The sequence below is a fragment of the Luteococcus japonicus genome, assembly GCF_003752415.1.
GTDB classification, from domain to species: Bacteria; Actinomycetota; Actinomycetes; order Propionibacteriales; family Propionibacteriaceae; genus Luteococcus; species Luteococcus japonicus.
Map to the genome: position 1 here is coordinate 1,151,248 of NZ_RKHG01000001.1, position 19,606 is coordinate 1,170,853.

At 67.5% G+C, this 19,606-nt stretch carries 18 protein-coding genes and 1 tRNA gene; 6 read left to right on the forward strand and 13 right to left on the reverse strand.

Features of this window, described 5'->3' with window-relative positions; translation table 11 throughout:
- Nucleotides 1–131 precede the first annotated feature (131 nt).
- From ahpF to EDD41_RS05660, 4 genes are all read right to left on the reverse strand, one after another.
- Nucleotides 132–1,712, reverse strand: a complete 1,581-nt coding sequence (gene ahpF, locus EDD41_RS05645) for an alkyl hydroperoxide reductase subunit F (protein WP_123575237.1) — start codon at nucleotides 1,710–1,712, stop codon at nucleotides 132–134.
- A gap of 138 nt (nucleotides 1,713–1,850) precedes the next feature.
- Entirely contained in the window at nucleotides 1,851–2,414 is a 564-nt protein-coding gene (gene ahpC, locus EDD41_RS05650) for an alkyl hydroperoxide reductase subunit C (protein WP_094764136.1), read from the reverse strand.
- 185 nt (nucleotides 2,415–2,599) lie between these two features.
- Nucleotides 2,600–3,019, reverse strand: coding sequence for a Fur family transcriptional regulator (locus EDD41_RS05655; RefSeq protein WP_094764135.1), 420 nt, complete (start codon nucleotides 3,017–3,019; stop codon nucleotides 2,600–2,602).
- 75 nt (nucleotides 3,020–3,094) lie between these two features.
- Nucleotides 3,095–3,177, reverse strand: a tRNA-Tyr gene (locus tag EDD41_RS05660).
- A 143-nt stretch (nucleotides 3,178–3,320) separates the two neighbouring features.
- On the opposite strand from EDD41_RS05660, the gene EDD41_RS05665 reads away from it, so the two are divergent.
- From EDD41_RS05665 to EDD41_RS05680, 3 genes are all read left to right on the forward strand, one after another.
- Nucleotides 3,321–3,815 carry a YajQ family cyclic di-GMP-binding protein gene (locus tag EDD41_RS05665; protein WP_123575238.1) on the forward strand — a complete coding sequence of 165 codons (495 nt, stop codon included), beginning with the start codon at nucleotides 3,321–3,323 and terminating at the stop codon, nucleotides 3,813–3,815.
- Nucleotides 3,816–4,072: 257 nt separating this feature from the next.
- Nucleotides 4,073–4,363: a DUF2249 domain-containing protein gene (locus EDD41_RS05675; protein ID WP_094764133.1), complete on the forward strand. Its 291-nt coding sequence runs from the start codon at nucleotides 4,073–4,075 to the stop codon at nucleotides 4,361–4,363.
- 75 nt (nucleotides 4,364–4,438) lie between these two features.
- Complete coding sequence (locus tag EDD41_RS05680) at nucleotides 4,439–5,359, forward strand: exodeoxyribonuclease III (RefSeq protein ID WP_123576878.1); 921 nt, start codon at nucleotides 4,439–4,441, stop codon at nucleotides 5,357–5,359.
- Here EDD41_RS05680 and EDD41_RS05685 read toward each other — a convergent pair.
- From EDD41_RS05685 to EDD41_RS05705, 5 genes are read right to left on the reverse strand one after another with little or no spacing between them, the layout of a single operon-like run.
- Complete coding sequence (locus tag EDD41_RS05685) at nucleotides 5,347–6,285, reverse strand: enoyl-CoA hydratase/isomerase family protein (RefSeq protein WP_245995544.1); 939 nt, start codon at nucleotides 6,283–6,285, stop codon at nucleotides 5,347–5,349. The genes EDD41_RS05680 and EDD41_RS05685 overlap by 13 nt on opposite strands.
- Nucleotides 6,286–6,308: 23 nt before the next feature.
- The gene (gene mptB / locus EDD41_RS05690; protein ID WP_123575240.1) at nucleotides 6,309–7,838 is read right to left on the reverse strand and encodes a polyprenol phosphomannose-dependent alpha 1,6 mannosyltransferase MptB; all 1,530 of its coding nucleotides are present in this window, start codon (nucleotides 7,836–7,838) and stop codon (nucleotides 6,309–6,311) included.
- Nucleotides 7,835–8,230 (reverse strand): NADH-quinone oxidoreductase subunit I, encoded by a 396-nt coding sequence (locus EDD41_RS05695; RefSeq protein ID WP_094764131.1) that lies wholly within the window; start codon nucleotides 8,228–8,230, stop codon nucleotides 7,835–7,837. The genes mptB and EDD41_RS05695 overlap by 4 nt, the downstream gene beginning before the upstream one ends.
- Complete coding sequence (locus EDD41_RS05700) at nucleotides 8,227–8,823, reverse strand: NADH-quinone oxidoreductase subunit C (RefSeq protein WP_123575241.1); 597 nt, start codon at nucleotides 8,821–8,823, stop codon at nucleotides 8,227–8,229. Before EDD41_RS05700 ends, EDD41_RS05695 begins: the two co-directional genes overlap by 4 nt.
- The gene (locus tag EDD41_RS05705) at nucleotides 8,820–9,215 is read right to left on the reverse strand and encodes an NADH-quinone oxidoreductase subunit B family protein (RefSeq protein WP_123575242.1); all 396 of its coding nucleotides are present in this window, start codon (nucleotides 9,213–9,215) and stop codon (nucleotides 8,820–8,822) included. Before EDD41_RS05705 ends, EDD41_RS05700 begins: the two co-directional genes overlap by 4 nt.
- 67 nt (nucleotides 9,216–9,282) lie before the next feature.
- Between EDD41_RS05705 and EDD41_RS05710 the strand changes: the two genes are divergently transcribed.
- From EDD41_RS05710 to EDD41_RS05720, 3 genes are all read left to right on the forward strand, one after another.
- Nucleotides 9,283–11,244, forward strand: coding sequence for a 2-oxoacid:acceptor oxidoreductase subunit alpha (locus EDD41_RS05710; protein WP_245995545.1), 1,962 nt, complete (start codon nucleotides 9,283–9,285; stop codon nucleotides 11,242–11,244).
- Nucleotides 11,241–12,308, forward strand: a complete 1,068-nt coding sequence (locus EDD41_RS05715; RefSeq protein WP_094764128.1) for a 2-oxoacid:ferredoxin oxidoreductase subunit beta — start codon at nucleotides 11,241–11,243, stop codon at nucleotides 12,306–12,308. Before EDD41_RS05710 ends, EDD41_RS05715 begins: the two co-directional genes overlap by 4 nt.
- Nucleotides 12,309–12,399: 91 nt before the next feature.
- On the forward strand, nucleotides 12,400–14,334 hold the full coding sequence (locus EDD41_RS05720; protein WP_123575243.1) for a M13 family metallopeptidase: 1,935 nt from the start codon (nucleotides 12,400–12,402) through the stop codon (nucleotides 14,332–14,334).
- Between the two features lie 68 nt (nucleotides 14,335–14,402).
- Here EDD41_RS05720 and EDD41_RS05725 read toward each other — a convergent pair whose 3' ends face one another.
- The 4 genes from EDD41_RS05725 to EDD41_RS05740 all read right to left on the reverse strand — a co-directional run bounded on the left by EDD41_RS05725 (nucleotide 14,403) and on the right by EDD41_RS05740 (nucleotide 19,603).
- Entirely contained in the window at nucleotides 14,403–15,377 is a 975-nt protein-coding gene (locus EDD41_RS05725; protein ID WP_370596989.1) for a polyprenyl synthetase family protein, read from the reverse strand.
- A gap of 101 nt (nucleotides 15,378–15,478) precedes the next feature.
- The gene (locus EDD41_RS05730; RefSeq protein WP_094764125.1) at nucleotides 15,479–16,417 is read right to left on the reverse strand and encodes a DUF2207 family protein; all 939 of its coding nucleotides are present in this window, start codon (nucleotides 16,415–16,417) and stop codon (nucleotides 15,479–15,481) included.
- 88 nt (nucleotides 16,418–16,505) lie between these two features.
- Nucleotides 16,506–18,101 (reverse strand): NADH-quinone oxidoreductase subunit NuoN, encoded by a 1,596-nt coding sequence (gene nuoN / locus EDD41_RS05735; protein ID WP_245995546.1) that lies wholly within the window; start codon nucleotides 18,099–18,101, stop codon nucleotides 16,506–16,508.
- Nucleotides 18,101–19,603, reverse strand: a complete 1,503-nt coding sequence (locus EDD41_RS05740) for an NADH-quinone oxidoreductase subunit M (protein ID WP_094764124.1) — start codon at nucleotides 19,601–19,603, stop codon at nucleotides 18,101–18,103. Before EDD41_RS05740 ends, nuoN begins: the two co-directional genes overlap by 1 nt.
- Nucleotides 19,604–19,606 lie beyond the last annotated feature (3 nt).

Consider the following 19,606-nt stretch of genomic DNA (forward strand, 5'->3'; position numbering starts at 1 on the left):
CGGACCTCAGGCCTCGGTCACTCCGCGAGGCTCAGGCCTCGGTCACACCGCGAGGCTCAGGCCTAGGTCACACCGCGAGGCTCAGACCTCGGTCACACCGCGAGGCTCAGGCCTCGGTCACACCGCGAGGCTCAGGCCTCGACGGCCTGCTTGGTGCGAATCAGGTAGTCAAAGGCGCTGAGGGCTGCGCTGGCACCGGAACCCTGGGCGACGACGATCTGCTTGTACGGAATAGTGGAGCAGTCACCGGCGGCGAAGACGCCGGGAACATTGGTCTCACCCCGGCCATTGACCGCGATCTCGCCCCGGGCGGCCAGCTCGACACCGGAGTCCCTCAGCCAGTCCGTGGTGGGCAGCAGGCCGATCTGCACGAAGATGCCGGACAGGGGCAGCTCCTTCAGCTCGCCGGTGGCGCGCACCTTGTACTTCAGGCCGGTCACCTGCGTGCCGTCGCCGACGACCTCGGTGGTCTGGGCGCCCAGGATCACGTCGACATTGGACATGGAGCGCAGCTTGTCCTGCAGGACACCGTCGGCACGCATCTCGTCCATGAACTCGATCACCGTGACGTGGTCGACGATGCCGGCCAGGTCAATGGCGGCCTCGACGCCGGAATTGCCGCCGCCGATCACCGCGATCCGCTTGCCCTTGAACAACGGACCGTCGCAGTGCGGGCAGAAGGTGACGCCCTTGTTGCGGTACTCCTCCTCGCCCGGCACCCCCATCAGGCGCCACTTGGCGCCGGTGGCGATGATGACGCTACGGGCCTTGAGGGCGGCATCCTCACCGAACGTGACGGTGTGCAGCCCACCTTCGGTCGTGGCAGGCACCAGGGCGGTGGCGCCCTGGTTCTTGATCACGTCGATCTCGTACTCCCCGACATGCTGCTCCAGGGCGGCAGCGAACTTGGGACCCTCGGTATGGGGCACCGAGATGAAGTTCTCGATGGCCATGGTGTCGAGCACCTGACCACCGAAGCGCTCCCCCACCAGACCGGTCCGGAAGCCCTTGCGGGCGGTGTAGATGCTGGCCGCGGCACCGGCGGGGCCCTGGCCGATGACCAGCACCTCGTAGGGTTCGCGCTCGTTGAGCTTGGCGGCAGCCTTGGCGCCGGCGCCGGCGTCCAGCTTGGCGGCGAAGTCCGCCATGTCCATCCGGCCAGTGGCGAAGGGCTCCCCGTTGAGGTAGACCTGCGGCACGGTGAGGATGTTCTTGGCCTTCACCTCGTCCTGGAAGAGCGAGCCCTCCACGGCGGTGTGCCTGATCCGCGGATTGAGCACGGACATCGCATTCAGGGCCTGGACGACCGTCGGGCAGTTCTGGCAGGTCAGCGACATGTAGGTGGTGAACTCGTAGTCACCGTCGATGTCCTTGACCTGCTGCATCAGGTCGGCGTCCTCCTTGACGGGATTGCCGCCCACCTGGACGAGCGCGAGCACCAGCGAGCTGAACTCGTGGCCGAGCGGGATGCCAGCGAAACGCACACCGACGTCGGTGCCGGTGCGGATGATCTCGAAGGAGGGCCTGCGCTCGTTAGTTCCGTCGGTTCGAACGGTGATCTTGTCCGAGAGCGCGGCGATCTCCTGGAGCAGGCCGAGCATCTCGGTGGACTTGGGACGCTCGTCGAGGCTGGCGACAAGCTCGATGGGCTCGACGACCTTGGTCAGCAACTGCGAGAGCTGCTCGGTGAGTGCGGAATCTAGAACGGCCATGGCTCCTACCAGGTAATGCTCGGTGTGGATGGATGTGTTGGATTTGGCGGAGGGCCGCCGGGAGCTGTCCCCGACGGCCCTCTCGATGGCGTCGCCTCGACTGACTCGGCCGACCCCGTGGGATGTGGTCCCCAGTGATCAGATCTTGCCCACGAGGTCAATGCCGGGCTTGAGGGTCTGCTCGCCCTCTTCCCACTTGGCGGGGCAGACCTCACCCGGGTGGTTGCGCACGTACTGGGCGGCCTTGATCTTGCGGATCAGCTGGCCGGCCTCGCGGCCGATGCCCTCGGCGGTGGTCTCGATGTACTGGATCACGCCGTCGGGGTCGACGAGGAAGGTGGCGCGGTCCGCGCGGCCCTCGTCCTCACGCAGGTTGTCGAAGTTCTTGGTGATCTGCCAGGTGGTGTCACCCAGCATGTAGTACTTGATCTGGCCGACCTCCTCGGAGGCCTCGGTCCAGGCCTTGTGGACGAAGTGGGAGTCGGTGCTGACCGCGTAGACCTCGACGTCGAGAGCCTTCAGCTCCTCGTAGTGGTCAGCCATGTCACCCAGCTCCGTGGGGCAGACAAAGGTGAAGTCGGCCGGGTAGAAGAAGAAGACGCCCCACTTGCCCAGAACGTCGGCCTCGGAGACCTCGAGGAACTGGCCATCCTTGTAGGCGTCGGTCTTGAAGGGGAGGATCTTGGTGTTCATGAGCGACATGCGGAGTCGACCTTTCGCTAGATCTTGGATGAGTTCCAAAAACTGGAACCTTTCAAGTTTGAGTCTAGGGGGCGGGGCTCGGCATTGCAACCGCCCCCATCGAAGGATCTACTCAGCGGAAGCGTGCAGGCACAGGGCAGTGACCGGATGGTGAAACATCAGACAGAACAGGGGTTCGCGGGCGCTCAGGCGCGCTGGCAAGCCTCGCAGAGGCCCCAGTAGATGACCTCCGCCTCGTCCAGCACGAAGCCGTGCTTCTCAGAGGGAGTCAGGCAGGGCATCTCCCCCACTATACAGGGCACGTCCTTCACCAGCCCACACTGCCGGCAGGCCATGTGGTGGTGGTTGTCATGCGCGTGGATCTCAAAGCGTGAGGGGTGGCCCGCCAGCTCGAAACGGCGCAGCACGCCGGCCTCCCGGAGGGCATGGAGGGCGTCGTAGACCGACTGGACGGAGACGGAGCCCAGGCGCTCGACCACCAGGGCACGCACCTCGTCGGCATCGGCATGCGGCCGCTCGGCCACGGCGTCGATCACGGCAGTGCGGATCGCGGTGACGCGCATGCCGGCCTGCTTGAGCAGTTCGGACGACCTCGTGGCTTCCATGCAGACCCCCTCCTGAGTGTCCCGCCATGATTCCAGATGCACGAAAGCCCCGGACGTGAATCCGGGGCTTTCGAGTGGCAGGTGTAGGGTTCGAACCTACGTAGGCGTACGCCGACAGATTTACAGTCTGCTCCCTTTGGCCACTCGGGCAACCTGCCATGCCGGGCAACCCGGCGAGGAGAAACACTAGCAGCCCATCTAGGCCGACGCCAATCCAGGGCACACCACTGGCAGAATGGGCGGCGACATCCGGCGTGCGAGGTGTGCACACACACCCAGACCCACAGACCCAAGGAGAGAGATGGCCGCGGACAGCTCGTTCGACATCGTCAGCAAGGTCGACCGCCAGGAGGTGGACAATGCCCTGGGCCAGGCGGCCCGCGAGGTGAGCCAGCGCTTCGACTTCAAGAACACCGAGTCGACCATCAAGTGGTCAGGCGAGGAGACCATCGAGATCGAGAGCAGCGGCGAGGAGCGCGCCAAGGCGGTGCTCGACGTCTTCCAGTCCAAGCTGGTCAAGCGCGGTGTCAGCCTCAAGGCGCTGGAGACCGGCGAGCCACGGATCAGCGGCAAGATGTGGAAGATCACCTGCTCCACCAAGCAGGGCATCAGCCAGGAGAATGCGAAGAAGATCAGCAAGCTGATCCGCGACGAGGGCCCCAAGGGCGTCAAGGCGCAGATCCAGGGCGACGAATTGCGCATCAGCTCCAAGAAGCGCGATGACCTGCAGGCGGTCCAGCACCTGGTCAAGGAGCAGGACTACGACTTCGCGGTCCAGTTCACCAACTACCGCTGAGGCCGGACCACGAGAAGTGTGGATGATGGCCACCACTGGCGATGGCTCCCGTCCACACTTCCGGCTCGCGGGAATAGAACACTGCGCGACGCGGTTGAGCGGTCACCCCAGCGGCTCGCCACCCGGACCCAAGGTGCCTCAGCACCTTCGGGGCCTCATCCGCATGGCCGACCATGCGGATGAGGCTCCCAAGGCGGGGATCGTATTCCAGAGGGCCCCGCTGTTTATCAACGGAATTATCCGGTTATATTTGCTCCATGACCACTGAACTGCCCCTTGCCAACCAGTCCGGAGGCTGCGGTTGCGGCCACGAGCACGAGATCGAGGTCCCCACGCTGGTGGCCGGCCAGATCCCGCACGCGGTGCGCCACGGCGCGATCATCGGGGCCCTGGGCCAGCTGCCCAGTGGCGGACGGATGGACCTCGTCGCACCGCACGTGCCCACTCCACTGCTGGACCAGATCGAACAGCTCTTCCCGGGCGTCTACTCCACCCAGGTGATCGATCCCACCCCGCAGGCCTACCGGATCCGCTTCACCAAGGCCTGATCCCCCGCTCCAGTGCCCGCCGGCCAGCCACACCGGCGGGCACTGTCATGCCCGGCGGCTAGGCTGGCCGCCATGCTGCGCGTTGCCACCTTCAATGTCAATGGAATCCGGGCCACCCAGAAGCGGGGCTTCACCGATTGGCTCGACGAGCGCGACTGTGACGTCGTCGCCCTGCAGGAGGTCCGCTGCCCCGTACCGATGCTCCCCGACGGCGTCTTCGGGCAGTACCACCTGTCCTACGACGCGGGGCAACTGGCCGGGCGCAATGGTGTGGCCATCCTGACCCGGGAGCAGCCCCTCGATGTACGTAGTTGGGGAGCCGGCGCCCTGGTCCGCGCACCCGGAGACGCCCACGTCGAGCTGCGCGAAGAGGGCGAACGCGATGCGCTGGCCCGCGAGCTCAAGGCCTTCACCACCGAGGGCCGCTACCTGGAGGTGGACCTCGCGGACAAGCCGCTGACTGTCGCCAGCCTCTACCTGCCCAAGGGCGGGCTGCCCGCCGAGCTGCAGGCCGATGGGAAGAATGGCCGGGACAAGCCCGATGGCGGCGCAAAGTACCAGCGCAAGATGCGATTCCTCAAGGGTTTCGCCCGGCACCTCACCAAGGCCCGCCGCACCGCCGCCGCCCAGGGCCGCGAATTCCTGGTGATGGGTGACTTCAACATCGCCCACACCGAGCACGACATCAAGAACTGGAAGGGCAACCTGAAGAGCGAGGGCTTCCTCCCGGAGGAACGCGCCTGGCTCGACGAGATCCTCTCCCCGCGCACGCTGGTGGACGTCGTGCGCCGCCTCCACCCCGACGAGGACGGCCCCTACTCCTGGTGGAGCTGGATGGGCCAGGCCTTCGTCAAGGACTCCGGCTGGCGGATCGACTACCACTTCGCGACGCCGAAGCTCGCCAAGCTCGCCACCAGCGGCGGCACGGACCGCGCCGAGACCTACGAGGCGCGGATGAGCGACCACGCGCCGGTGGTCGTCGACTACGACTTCTGAGCGAACATCGCCAGCACCAGCTCGCGCGGGACGTCCTCGACCCGGCCATGCCGCCAGCGCGGGTTGCGGTCCTTGTCGACGAGTTGGGCGCGCACGCCCTCGACGAAGTCGGAATCCTCCACGAAATGCGTGGCCAGGATCAGGTCCTGCGCCAGCACCTCGGAGACGCCGGACATCTCCTCGGCCCGTCGCACGGCCTCCAGCGCCACACAGACGCTCCACGGCGACTTGGTGCGAATCACCGTGGCGCAGTCGCGGGCCCGCTGGTCAGAGTGACTCTCCAACCGGCCAAGGATCTGGGCCGGGTCGTTGCCGTCGAAGCACTCGTCGATCCAGGTCCCCTCGACAGGCTCGGGGACCGTGGTGGACGCCCCGGGGACCAGGCCCATGTACCGGGCGGTCGCGAGGTCGATCGTCGTGCCCGTCATGGCCAGCCAGATGCCCGTCTGCCCGGGGGCGTGGGCGAGCTGCCAGGTGATGCCCACGTCGGGGAACAGCCCGATGCCCACCTCCGGCATCGCCAGTTGCAGGTTGTCAGCGGCCTCGATGCGCTGGCAGTGCAGGGCCAGGCCCAGACCGCCGCCCATCGAGATTCCGTGCAGGTAGGACGTGATCGGCTTGGGGCTCGTGGCGATCTTCTCGTTGACGCCGTACTCCTCGCGGAAGAAGCCGACGGCAGCCTGGGGCTCGTCCAGCACGAGCTGCCGGATGGCGCGCACATCGGCGCCGGCGCAGAAGCCCCGCTCCCCCTCGCCGTGGATCTCGATGGCCTGCACCGCCCCGTCAGCCAACCAGGAATCAAGGGCCACCGAGATGGTGTGCATCATCTCCGGACTCAGCGCGTTGATGGCACGTGGCCGGCTCAGCACCAGCCGGGCGATGCCATCGGCCAGTTCGGTGCGGACCTCGGGGGCGGGCATCTCCATGGGGACCTCCTGTGGATCGTCGTTCATGACCTGTGCCGGGAGCGCAGCCGGCGACGGGCATCGGTGGAACGTTCGTGCAGGTGCAGCTGCCAGCCAAACACGGCGACGGCGGTCACGCCAAGGGCCACGGCCGGGTTGAAGGCGTCGACCGCGCTGACGGAATTGCGATAGGCAAGGTTGATGGCGGCATAGCTGAGCAGCACGACCGTGGCCCAGACGGCGGATCTCACCATCCGCTGGGACGGGCGGGTCAGGGGCAGGAGCACGCCTCCCCACAGCACATACCAGGAGTGCAGGGCCGGGGAGCACAGTGCCACGGCCAGGAAGCTCCAGGCCAGGAAGGTGATCGGACGACGCCGGGCGATGGTCAGCGCGAAGGTAGCGATCAGCAGCACGGCGATCACCATGCCTGAGGTGCGGGCATAGCGGATCACGGTGTGTCCGCTGGGGTCCAGTCCCAGCATGTTGACCAGCAGCTGGCCGCTCTGCCCGATGATCGTGGACGGGGAGACCGTCACCACCATGCCGGGCACGTCGACGGCGTCGAGCCAGCCCCAGCCCAGCCCGGTCAGCCGGGTGATGCCGGCGAAGGTGGCGATGGAGATGGCGAAGCTGACCAGCACCCGCAGCACCGTCACCAGCAGTTCCCGCCACCGCCAACTGGCCCACGCACGCGGGATCAGCGGCAGCGCGTAGGCGGCGAGGATGGCCGGCTGCTTGATCGCAGCAGCCGCACCGATCAACACCGCAGACAGCAGCCAGGTCCAGCTGGCGCGGAAGGCCAGCCACAGGCCGGCCACCAGCAGCCCCACCATCAGGGCGTCGTTGTGGGCGCCACCGATGAAGTCGATCACCAGCACCGGGTTGAGGGTGGCCATCCAGGCTGCCTCGGCCGGATCGGTGCGCAGCAGGACGGCGATTCGCGGCACCAGCAGGCCGATCAGCACGACACCTATCAGGGCGGGGATCCGCATGGCCAACGCGGAGACATAGGGGTCGAAGCGGCAGGCGTCGACGATCAGGTGCTGCATCTGCAGGCTGAGCGGGCCGTAGGGCGCCGGGGTACGTCGCCAGACCCAGGCCACCTGGTCCGCGAAGGCACCGGGCAGCAGCATCACGTTGCCGTGGTAGGGGTTGATGCCGTTGTGGATCAGCCAGCCCTGCGCGGCATAGGAGTAGGCGTCATGGCTGAAGATGGGTGGGGCGAGCAGGAAGGGCGCACCCCAGATGGCCAGCACGGCCCAGTGCTTGAGGTTGACGTAGGCGACGGCCTCACCGTCGGGCTGGGCCCCCGGACGCATCCGGAACCAGGCATCCACCAGCAGCATCAGGCCGGCCATCACCAGCAGGGTGCCGACGATGCGCGCCGGGGTGCCGGTGAAGTGCAGGACACGAAGCATCCGCCACCAGGGCGAGTTCTGCGGCAGGTAGGCGGGGGTCAGGGATCCCAGGGTGATCAGGCCCGTGCCGTAGGCACCGCGCCGCACATGGCGCACCCGCCAGGCCCTGCGCAGACTGCTCCAGTGGAGCTCCAGGTCCTGCAGCGTGCTCACCGCAGCTGCTCGCGTCCCTGGACCAGGCCGTCGAGGCTCGGTGCACTGGACACGTGCGGGCCGGCCCACTCCAGGGCGTCGAAGGGACACTGCTCCACGCAGATGCCGCAGTACATGCACAGGGACCAGTCGATCTCGAATCGGTCCAGCACGTTGACCGAACGCTGCCGGGCCCGCGCATATCCCGACGTCGACGATGCCGCGGCGCCACCGATCGGGGCTCCGCCCTCGCCGGTGACCTGTTCGGTGTGCGAGTCGATCTGGATGCACCAGGCCGGGCACTCGCGGGCGCAGATCATGCAGGAGGTGCAGTTCTCCTCGACCAGGCGGATGGAACCGTGTGCCTCGACAGGCTCGGCCGACGAAATGGGCTGCTGGCTCTGATCGCTCATCGACGCCTCCTCACACGGCCACCCGCGACGGCGGCGGCGATCTCGGCGGGATCGGCCGGTCCGCAGGACGGGTCACGATCCCCCCAGACGACGGCATCGGGAACACCGGGCGGGGCCATCTTGCGACGGCTGGGGGCTGCGGCCCCCTCACCGGCTTCCTTGGCGCCGGGCCACGGCTGGGCGGCGCGCGCCCCCAGGACCACGTCCTTGCGGAGGATGCGCACCGGCGAGGCACCCTGCGGTGCATGGTTCAGCAGGGGCGCCTGGTCTCCCCCGTCGAAGACGACACCGAAGAAGTCATGCACCTCCCGCTCGTGCCAGGCGGCGCCTGCAAAGAGCCCGGTGCAGGTGGGCAGCCGCGCATCCTCACGCGGCACCCTGCAGTGCAGCTGCACGCCGTGCATCGGCTGGGCGTCGAAATCCACCAGCCGGGCGATGACACGCAGTTCGTCGGATCGGCCGACCTCGTCGACGCAGCCGATCCAGTCGAAGAAGCCGTGGCCCTCGTCACGGGCAACGGCAAGCGCGTCGAGCCACTGCTCGGGCGAGGCCTGACGGACCTCGTCATCAAGACCATGGGCATGCTGCGTCATCCGCGCACCTCCTCCAGGACGGCGTTCAGGGCCGACGGCGGCGGCGGGCAGCCGGCGATGTAGCGGTCCACGGCCACCAGCTGGTCCACGCCCTTGGTGACGCTGGGTGCATCCCAGTACGGACCACCGGCGCAGGCACAGGCACCGAAGCTCACCACAAAAGAGGCCTCGAGATTGTCAATTTCCTCCTTGACAATTCCGGACAAGGCGTCAGTCAGTGTCCCGGAGACCACAGCCACCAGACGGGCTCCCTGCGGTGGAGTGAGCAATCGTCGGGCCTGCTCGGGGACCGCGAACTCGGTCTCGACGGCGCAACAGGCCAGCGCGAGGTCCACAACGGCCACGCTGCCGTCGCCGAACCAGTCGATGAATTGCCGCTGCCCTGTCCCCATCACGCCCGCCAGCCTAACGTGACCGGGCCCACACGCCGTCGGGCAAGGGGTTAGGCTTGCCAATTGAGTGTTGTCTTCTGGTGAAAGAGGCCCCGTGGTGTCTGGTGTGCATGTGCTCGACCGAGTCGTGATCAGGTTTGCAGGCGATTCCGGTGACGGAATGCAGCTGACCGGCGACCGCTTCACCCATGACTCGGCCACGATGGGCAACGACATCTCCACCCTGCCCAACTTCCCGGCCGAGATCCGGGCGCCCCAGGGAACCCTGCCGGGTGTCTCCAGCTTCCAACTGCACTTCGCGAACTTCGACATCGTCACCCCGGGCGATCGGCCCGACGTGCTCGTCGCGATGAACCCCGCCGCCCTCAAGGCCAACCTGAAGGACGTCCCGCGCGGCGGTCTGCTGCTCGTGGACAGCGCCGAGTTCACCAAGCGCAACCTGACCAAGGTCGGCTACGAGGCCAACCCGCTCGAGGACGGCTCGCTGACCGACTACCACCTGGTGGCGCTGGACCTGACCGGCCTGGCTGTGGCATCGGTGAAGGACTTCGGCCTGGGCCGCAAGGACTCGGCCCGCAGCAAGAACATGTTCGCGCTGGGCCTGCTCAACTGGCTCTACAGCCGCCCGACGGAGGGCACCGAGGAATTCCTGGCGGAGAAGTTCGCGAAGAAGCCCGGGATCCGTGACGCCAACATCGCTGCCTTCAAGGCCGGCTATGCCTATGGCGAGACCACCGAGGACTTCGCGGTGCGCTACGAGGTGGCCAAGGCGCCGATGGCCGAGGGCAAGTACCGCCAGATCTCGGGCAACCTGGCCACCAGCTATGGCCTGATCGTCGGGGCCGACAAGGCCGGGCTGCAGCTCTTCCTGGGCTCCTACCCGATCACCCCGGCCTCCGACATCCTGCATGAGCTCAGCCGCCACAAGGCCGAGGGCGTGGTCACCTTCCAGGCCGAGGACGAGATCGCCGGCGTCGGTGCCGCCCTGGGCGCCTCCTTCGCCGGAGCGCTGGGCGTGACCTCCACCTCGGGCCCCGGCATCGCCCTGAAGGCCGAGACGATCGGCCTTGGCGTGATGACCGAGCTCCCCCTGGTAGTCGTCGACGTGCAGCGGGCCGGCCCCTCGACGGGCATGCCCACCAAGACCGAGCAGGCCGACCTCCTGCAGGTGATGTACGGGCGCAATGGCGAGGCCCCGGTGCCGGTGCTGGCCCCGGCCACCCCCGCGGACTGCTTCGACATGGCCGTGGAGGCCGTGCGGATCGCCGTGACCTACCGCACCCCGGTGGTCCTGCTCAGCGACGGCTACCTGGCCAATGGCGCCGAGCCGTGGAAGGTCCCCGTCCTCGACGAGATCCCCGCGATCGACCCCAACTTCGCCACCGGACCCAATGAGGGCGACGACTTCCTGCCCTACAAGCGTGATCCCGAGACCCTGGCCCGAGCCTGGGCCAAGCCCGGCACCCCGGGTCTGGAGCACCGCATCGGCGGCATCGAGAAGGCCGACGGCACCGGCAACATCTCCTATGACCCCGCCAACCACAACAAGATGGTGCGCCTGCGCCAGGCCAAGGTCGACGGGATCGTGCGCGACATCCCCGATGTCGTCGTCGAGGACCCCTCGGGCCAGGCCAAGGTGCTGGTGCTGGGCTGGGGATCCACCTACGGACCCATCACCGCCGCCGTGCGCCGGGTCCGCAAGACTGGCCGAAACGTCGCGCAGGCCCACGTGCGGCACCTGAACCCGTTGCCCGCCAACCTCGGCGAGGTGCTGAAGGCCTATGACCGCGTCGTGGTGCCGGAGATGAATCTCGGCCAGTTCGCCATGTTGCTTCGCGCCAAGTACCTCGTCGACGTGCACAGCTATTCCAAGGTCTTCGGCCTGCCGATCTCGCTCAGCGAGCTCGCCGCGGACCTGGAGATCGAGATCGACGCCATCGACCCGAACCATCCCGACGCGCCCATCGACCACGACATCGAGGAAAGCGCGGACGCGGTCGAGGCCACCACCTTGGAGGAGAACAAGTGACCGCCACCCAGAACCCCACCGAGTACCGCGGCCTGGCCGGCGTCCCGCTGAGCATCGAGCCGCTGAACCGCAAGGACTTCACCAGCGACCAGGAGGTGCGCTGGTGCCCCGGCTGCGGCGACTACGCCGTCCTGGCCGCCTTCCAGGGCATGATGCCCGAGCTCGGCATCAAGCGGGAGAACACCGTCATCGTCTCCGGCATCGGGTGCAGCTCGCGCTTCCCGTACTACGTGGACAGCTACGGCATGCACTCGATCCATGGCCGCGCCACGGCGATCGCCACCGGCGTCGCCGTGACCCGTCCGGATCTTGGCGTGTGGGTGGTCACCGGTGACGGCGATGCCCTGTCCATCGGTGGCAACCACCTGATCCACGCGCTGCGCCGCAATGTGAACATGACCATCATGCTGTTCAACAACCGGATCTACGGCCTCACCAAGGGCCAGTACTCCCCCACCTCGGAGGCTGGCAAGGTGACCAAGTCCAGCCCGCTGGGTTCGCTGGACACTCCCTTCAACCCGGTCTCGCTGGCACTGGGTGCGGAGGCCGGCTTCGTGGCCCGCACGGTCGACTCGGACCGCAAGCACCTGTCCGAGGTGCTGAAGGCCGCCGCCGACTACCGCGGTGCGGCCCTGGTGGAGATCTACCAGAACTGCCCGATCTTCAATGACGGCGCCTTCGACGCGATCAAGGGTCCGGAGTCCGAGGAGGCGATCATCCCACTGCGCCACGGCGAGCCGATCGTCTTCGGCGCGGACAACCACCTGGGCGTGGTGCAGAAGCGCGACGGCTCCGTGGAGGTCGTGGAGGTCTCCGAGGTGGGCCTGGACAGTATCCTGGTGCACGACGAGCACCACGCGGACCCGTCGCTGGCCTTCGCGCTGAGTCGGCTGACCGACGGTGGCGTGATGCACCGCTCCCCGATCGGCATCTTCCGCAATGTGGAACGCCCCGCCTACGACGACCTGGCCCGCGAGCAGGTGGCCCTGGCCCGTGGCAACAGCAGCGCGGCCGGACTGCAGGCGATGGTCGACGGCAAGGACACCTGGACCATCCAGCACTGAGGTCCACTGCCTGAACTGTGAACACTGGTCCCGTCCCTCGTAGAGGGACGGGACCAGTGATTTTGACGGAGCCGCTGGCTAGATTGGCCGGGTGACCGAGAACAACGCACCCCGCGCCGCCGTGCGCCCCCAGGACGATCTCTTCCGCCATGTCAACGGACACTGGCTGACCAGCACCACCATCGACGACGACAAGGCCTCAGCGGGCAGCTTCGTCACTCTGCGGGAGGAGGCGGAGAAGGCGGTCCGCAGCATCGTCGAGGAACTCGACCCGCAGCAGGAGGGCGAGCGCGGAAAGGTCGCCGCCCTGTATGCCGCCTTCATGGACGAGGCACGCATCGAGGAGCTGGGCGCGGCCCCGCTGCGTCCCCTGCTGACCCGCATCGACGCCATCGACGGGCCCGACGCGCTCGCCCGCCACTGGGGGTGGTGCCTGCGCCACGGCATCTCGGCGCTCTATGACGTCGGTGCGGATGCCGACGCGGACAATCCCACCCACCACACCCTGATGGTGGCCCAGGACGGGCTGGGCCTGCCCGACCGGGACTACTACGTCAGCGAGGAGAATGCCGAGTTGCGCCAGGCCTACCTGGCCCATGTGGAACGCAGCCTGGCCCTGGCGGGGATCGTGGACGCCCCTGCGCAGGCGGCGATGGTGCTGGACCTGGAGACGGCCATCGCCGAACAGCACTGGACCCGCGTGCAGACGCGTGACATCAAGGCCCGGCACAATCCGATGACCTGGCAGGAATTCAGCGCGCTGGCGCCGGCGCTGCGCGCCGACCTGGTGCTGGAGGGCGCCGAGACCAGCGAAGAGGCCATCGGCCGGTTGCAGGTCTTCCAGCCCAGCTTCCACACCGGTGTCGCACCTCTGGTCAACGAGGAGCGGATGGAGCAGTGGCGCGCCTGGGCTCGGTGGAGCCTGGTGCGCAGCCTGGCCCCCTACCTGTCCAGCAGCTTCGTGGACGAACGCTTCGCCTTCTACGGCCGGACCCTGCAGGGAACCCAGCAAATCACCGAGCGCTGGAAGCGGGGCGTCGGCCTGGCCGAAGGCTGTCTGGGTGAGGCCATCGGCAAGATCTACGTAGAACGTCACTTCCCGGCCGCCTCGAAGGAACGGATGGACGAGCTGGTGACCAACCTGCTGGCCGCCTACGGCGAGTCCATCGCAGACCTGGACTGGATGGGCGAACAGACCCGCGCCGAGGCGCTGCGCAAGCTGGAGAAGTTCCGTCCCAAGATCGGCTTCCCGGCCCACTGGCGGGACTACACGACGTTGGAGGTGCTTCCGGGCGACCTGGTGGGCAGTGTGCTGGCCGCGGGCCGTTTCTCCTTCGCCGAGCAGCTTGACAAGTTGCAGCGCCCCGTCGACCCCGACGAGTGGATGATGCTGCCGCAGACCGTCAACGCCTACTACCACGCGCTGCGCAACGAGATCGTCTTTCCCGCCGCCATCCTGCAGCCTCCCTTCTTCGACGCCGAGGCGAGCGATCCCGTCAACTACGGCGGCATCGGCTCGGTGATCGGGCACGAGATCGGCCACGGCTTCGATGACCAGGGTTCCAACTGCGACGGCGACGGAAGGCTTCGCAACTGGTGGACCGACCAGGACCACGAGGCCTTCACTGCCCGCACGTCGGCGCTGGTGGCACAGTACGAGGCCCTGACCCCGCAGGACCTGATGGATGACAACCCACGGCCCCACGTCAATGGCGAACTGACCATCGGGGAGAACATCGGGGACCTGGGCGGAGTCGGGATTGCGCTCAGGGCCCTGCGCATTGCGCATGACGGAGAGCTCACCGACGAGCAGGTGCGTGACTTCTTCACCGGCTACGCAACCATCTGGTGCTCCAAGGCGCGGCCCGAACGAGCCCGCCAGTTGCTGGTGATCGACCCACACTCCCCCGCGGAATTCCGCTGCAACCAGATCGCCCGCAATGTCGATGCCTTCCACGAGGCCTTCGGCACGGCGCCCGGGGACGGGATGTGGCTGGACCCCCAGCAGCGGGTCACCATCTGGTGATACCGCCAATACACGCACAGGGCGCCGCTTCCGTGAGGAGGCGGCGCCCTGTGCATATGGGCGGTGGTTCAGACCGAACGACTCACCAAGTCATTGCAGATCTTGGCCAGGGCCGTCTTGGCATGTCCCTCGGGCAGCGGAGCCAAGTGGCTCAGGGCAAGGTCGGCGTGCCGCTGGACCTCCCTGCGGGCCTGGTCGATCACCCGGTGGGCACGAAGCGCCGCCAGGGTCTCGGACAGCTTGTCGTCGTCCGACAGGTCGGAGGCGATCAGCTGCTTCAACGGCTCGTCGGCCGGATCCATCGAGGCCTGCAGCATCAGGGTGGGCAGTGTGGGCACACCCTCGCGGAGGTCGGTGCCGGGCGTCTTCCCGGTGACGGTGCTGGTGATGTCGATGATGTCGTCGCTGAGCTGGAAGACGACGCCGATCTCCTCGCCGAAGGCGTCCAGGGCCGTGAGCACCTCGTCGGAGGCGCCGGCGACCATACCCCCGAAGACGGCGGACGTGGCAATCAGGGAACCCGTCTTGTCGGCCACCACCTGCAGGTAGTGGTCCAGCGGGTCGTCGCCCTCCTGCGGGCCGCGCGTCTCCGCGATCTGTCCCTGCACGAGGCGCGCGAAGGTCTCGGCCTGGAGCCGCACGTAGTCGGTTCCCAGATCCGCGACGGTGGTCGAAGCCCGCGCGAACAGGTAGTCACCCACCAGGATGGCGATGGAATTGTCCCAGCGACGATTCGCGCTGGGCGCCCCGCGGCGCATGTCCGCATCGTCCATGACGTCGTCGTGGTACAGGCTGGCCACGTGGGTCAGCTCGACGACCAGGGCCGCACGCACCAGGTCCTTCTCGTCGACCTCTGCACCGAAATGGGATCCGAGGATCACCAGCAGCGGACGGAAGCGCTTGCCGCCGGCATCGATGATGTGACGGGCCGCCTCGGTGACGAAGGGGCTGTCGGCCACTGCCGCCTTGACCAGTTCTTCCTCGATGATGGCCAGACGATCGGTGACCGAGGCATCGAAGGCCTCGTCCACGACGTGGGTCACGGTTCTCCTCATTTCCTGCCGACAGGGCCTGTGCAGACCGCTCCCCAGCCTAGTGCGTGGCCGCGCCGCCGCCCAACTCCGGCTGAACCGTGGGCGGCGTGTCAGAAGTCGAAGAGGTCGAACAGGTCGAAGCCGTCGAAGAAGTCGCCCAGCCCGTCGAAGGCGTCGCCGATGCCTCCCAGACCAGCCCCCAGATCCAGCAGGCCGCCCATGTCCCCCAGCATGCCGGCAAGTTCGACACCGGCCGCCCCCAGTTCGGCCATGTCCACCAGTCCGTCGAGCAGGTACCAGGCCATCGGATCACTCGCGAACTCGGCGGCGACCGAGGCGGAGTCCACCAGCTGCTGACGACGCACCACCTCGCCGATCACGCCGGCCCAGCGGTCGGCGATGCCGAAGACCATGGCATAGGGCAGGTAGCGGCTGAACTGGTCGGCGGCCTCCTCGAAGCGGATCTGGCTGGCCTCAGCGGTCTCCAGATACCTGCGAAAACCGAGCGTCTGGATCCGCACGGCACTTCCGCGCGCCGTGCGGGGCACCCGTCCCTTGACCAGCCGCGCCAGGCGTCCTCGTCGGGGGTCACGGCGGTACCAGCCCTGCTGCACCACCTCGCGGTAGAGCTCGTCACGGCAGGCCCGCAGCGGCTGCGCCAGCCCCGGCTTCACCTGGCTGAGCAGGACCGTCTCTGCCTGGCCGGGGAAGAGCCCCTGGAGCAGGACCACCTCGGCGGGGCTCAGCTCGGAGGCGATGATGGCCCGCTGGAGTTCCAGCTGCCAGTCGTCGTCCTGCTTCCTGAGGCTGAACCAGCCCCGCAGGCTGAGGTCGATCATCATGGCCGCCAGGTCCCGCGGGTCGACCACACCGTCGAGCACCGTCCCGGACAGGGCTGGCGCCACCCCACGCGGCGGGTGGAACTGCACAGCGGCCTCGCCCTTCCACTCCCGGCCCCGGACCCGAGTGGTCGGGGCATCCCCCTCGGTCGGGACCAGCCCCGGTGTCACGTCCAAGTAGAGCTCGTCGCGCCCGCGTCGTGGAATCATGCCCTCGGTTCTACACCATCACCGGTTCCGGGCACGGCAATGGCCCGCCCCCGGTGGGGACGGGCCATTGACCGTTGGTGTGAACGGCTCAACGCAGGAAGACGCCGGCCTGCCCAGCCAGGTCCAGCAGCGGCTGGGCGTAGATGCCGAAGACCAGGGTGCCGACGGCACCGAGGATGACGACCAGCCAGGTCATCCACGACGGGCTGACGACCTCGACCTCGTCATCAACCGGGTTGCGGAAGAACATCACGACGATCATCCGGATGTAGATGAAGGCCGCAACCAGGCTCATCAGGATCGCGATGCCCACCAACCACGGGTAGCCGCCCTTCCATGCGGCGGTGAAGGCGAGCAGCTTGCCGATGAAGCCGGCCGTCGGCGGGACACCGGCGAAGCTCAGCAGGAAGAGCGCCATCAGGGCACCCAGTGCCGGGCTCTTGCGGCCGACGCCCTGCCATGCGGCGAGACTCGTGGCCTCACCACCGGCCTTGCGCACCATGGTCACCAGCCCGAAGGCACCCAGCGTTGCCAGGCCATAGGCGGCCAGGTAGACCAGTACGGCGCTGGTGGAGCCGATGCCGCCGGGCAGCAGGCCGTTGGCCGCGGTGTTGGCACCGACGATGGCCACCAGGATGAAACCTGCGTGGGCGATTGAGGAGTAGGCCAGCATGCGCTTGACGTCGGTCTGGGTCAGGGCAATCAGGGCACCCACGCACATGGTGAGCACGGCGATGACCGCCAGCAGCGGCTGCCAGTCCCAGCGGGCGGCACCGAGGCCCACGTAGAAGACGCGCATCAGCGCGACCACTGCGGCGAACTTGGTGCAGATGGCCATGAAGGCCGTGACGGGAGTCGGCGAGCCGGTGTACACGTCCGGGGTCCACGAGTGGAAGGGCACGGCACCGATCTTGAACAGCAGACCGACCGCCACCAGCCCCATGCCCGCCAGCAGCAGGCCCCGGCCCTGGCCACCCGCCGAGATGGCCTGGTCGATGGCGCGCAGCTGGAAGGAGCCCGCGTAGCCGTAGAGCAGTGCGGTGCCGTAGAGGAACATCGCGCTGGACAGGGCGCCCAGCAGGAAGTACTTCAGCGCGGCCTCCTGGCTCAGCATCCGGCGGCGACGCGCCAGACCGGCGAGCAGGTAGAGCGGCAGGGAGAAGATCTCCAGGGCCACGAACATGACCAGCAGGTCATTGGCACTGGCGAACAGCATCATGCCGAACAGGCTGAACAGCAGGAGCGGGAAGACCTCGGTGTGCTCGGCGCGGGCGGCGATGGCCTCCCGCTCCAGCGGCGAACCGGGAACCGACGAGCCCATCGCCGTGAACTGCGACTGGCCACCGGAGACCCGTCGCTCCGCGAACAGCAGCGCGGTCATCAGGCCGAAGACCAACAGGGCACCCCAGGCGAACCAGGTGGGGCCGTCGACGGCGATCGATCCGAGCATTGCGATCTGGGCGTTGCCGATGATCCAGTTGCGCACCAGCAGGGCCAGCGCCGCACCCAGGGTGACGATGCTGACGATCAGCTGCGCGCCGTAGCGGGGACCGCGCTTGCTGGTGGTCTCCACCAGGATTGACAGACAGGCACCCAGCAGCACCAGGATCAACGGGGCGAGCAGGCGGAACTCGGGCTTCGGGGCCGTGATCTCGAGGGGAATCATGACGTCGAGCAAGCTCATCACTTGACTCCCTTCGCGGCAGGTTCCGGATCAGTCATGCCAATTTGGGACATGGTGTCCTTCGCGGTGTTCTCGGTGACGTGCAGCATCGGCATCGGCAGGAAACCGAGCACCAGCAGCAGCGCGACGAGGGGGGCCATGACGGCCTTCTCGCGCACGTCGAGGTCATTGTTGGTGAAGTGTCTGTCCGCCTGCTCGGTGACCGGACCGGTCATCGTGCGCTGGTAGGCAAGCAGGATGTAGAGCGCGGCGAGCACCGTGCCCAGCGTGGAGATGGCGGTGACCACGGGGTGGCGCTGCCATGCCCCGGCCATCACCATGAACTCGCTGATGAAGCTGGACATGCCGGGCAGTGCCATCGCGGACAGGCCGGAGACCAGGAAGAGGCCGGCGGCCACCGGGGCCAGCTTCTGCACGCCGCCGAAGGCGTCGATGCTGGCGCTGCCGCGGCGTCGGATCAGGAATCCGACGACGAGGAAGAGCGCGGCTGTCGAGAAGCCGTGGTTGAGCATGTAGAAGATCGTGCCGTTCATCGACTGGCTGGTGAAGGCGAAGATGCCCAGCACCATGAAGCCGAAGTGGCTGACCGAGGTGTAGCTGACCAGCCGCAGCAGGTCCTTCGAGCCGATGGCCATCAGGGCGCCGTACAGGATGGACAGCACCGCCAGGCCCAGCACCACCGGAGTGGCCCACTTGCTGGCCTCCGGGAAGAGGGTCAGGCAGAAGCGGATCATGCCGAAGGTGCCGATCTTGTCCAGGATGCCGACCAGCAGCGTCGAGGCGCCCGGAGTGGCCTGCTCGGCCGTGTCCGGAAGCCAGGTGTGCACCGGGACCATGGGGGCCTTGATCGCGAAGGCGATGAAGAAGGCGGCCCACAGCCAACGGCCGATGCTGCCGTCGATGTGCAGGGCGGCCAGGTCGCTGATCAGGAAGCTCGGCTTGCCGCTGCCGGCGCTGTGTGCGCCCAGCCCGATGATGCCGAAGAGCAGCACCAGACCGCCGGCCAGCGAGTAGAGCAGGAACTTCAGGGCCGCCTGCCCACGCTTCGGGCCGCCCCAGCCACCGACGAGGAAGTACATCGGGATCAGGGTGGCCTCGAAGAAGAGGTAGAAAAGCAGCGCATCGGTGGCCATGAAGACGTACAGCGCGAGGCCCTCGAGAATGAGCGCCAGGGCGAAGAAGGTACTGGTGGACCAGGTGCCTTCCTGCTCCCCCACCTTCCACTCGGCGAGCAGGACGATGGGGACCAGGATGACGGTCAGCAGGACCATGGCCTTGGCCATGCCGTCCAGGCCCAGCGCATAGTGCGCGCCGATCGAGGAGATCCAGGTGTGCTGCTCGGCCAGGTCACCCGAGGCGAAGAAGGCCACAAGGCCCAGCGCCAGGGTAGCCAGGCTGATGCCGAGGCCGAGGAGCCGGCCAGCACCTCCCTTCACGAAGAACAGGAGAAGGCCACCGACCAGTGGCACGAGGGCCAGCGCGGTGAGCAAGGGGAAAGTCATTGT